The organism is Mycobacterium sp. E3298 (genome assembly GCF_001666895.1).
In the GTDB taxonomy this organism is placed as follows: domain Bacteria; phylum Actinomycetota; class Actinomycetes; order Mycobacteriales; family Mycobacteriaceae; genus Mycobacterium.
In genome coordinates this window covers 1-557 of sequence record NZ_LZJB01000602.1, presented here as the reverse complement: position 1 = coordinate 557, position 557 = coordinate 1, and the positions used below count along the sequence as shown (strand labels likewise).

Annotated in this window: 1 protein-coding gene and 1 pseudogene; one reads left to right on the top strand and one right to left on the bottom strand. The window is 70.9% G+C overall.

Annotated features, from left to right (window positions below; all coding sequences use genetic code 11):
• Positions 1-132, bottom strand: a pseudogene (locus A9X05_RS30225) (TetR/AcrR family transcriptional regulator); the annotation flags it as partial.
• Positions 133-274: 142 nt separating this feature from the next.
• On the opposite strand from A9X05_RS30225, the gene A9X05_RS27525 reads away from it, so the two are divergent.
• Positions 275-557, top strand: a 283-nt coding sequence (locus A9X05_RS27525; protein WP_156737048.1) for a TetR/AcrR family transcriptional regulator, incomplete at its 3' end; no start/stop codon positions are given.

Here is a 557-nt window from a genome sequence, read left to right as displayed (position 1 = left end):
GCGGGCAATCTCGCGAATCGTGGCTCGCGAGTAGCCCACCGTCGCCACACAGCGCATGGTGGCCACGATGATCCGCTGGCGGGTCTCCTCACCGCTGGCGCCGACGGGGCGTCCCCGCTGCGCCCGCGTCACCGTGTTCTCCGCACTCGCGCGTCCCGTCCGCAGGCTCTCGGCGCCTGACAGTGTCGAATATAATCGAGTGATCGATTTATTCGGGGTTCGTGCGGAGGTGCGCGGTGCGTGAGGGACGGGACGGCGGCGCGTGCCGTCCCGCATGAGCGCCCGGCCCTCGCGATTGGGGCGCCCGGTGGGCGCCGACGGCGAACAGACCCGCACGCGCATCATCACCGCGGCGATGCGCACTGTGGCCGAGATGGGCTACTCCCGCACCACGATTCGCGAAATCGCCCGCGCCGCCGACATGACGAGCGGCAGCCTGTACCACTACTTCCCGAACAAGGCGGAGCTGATCAAGGCGGCGATCGCGGCGCGCACCGATGTCGCTTTGCCACGGCTGCGGGCGGCCGCCGAGCGGCCGGGGAGCGCGGTCGACCGCA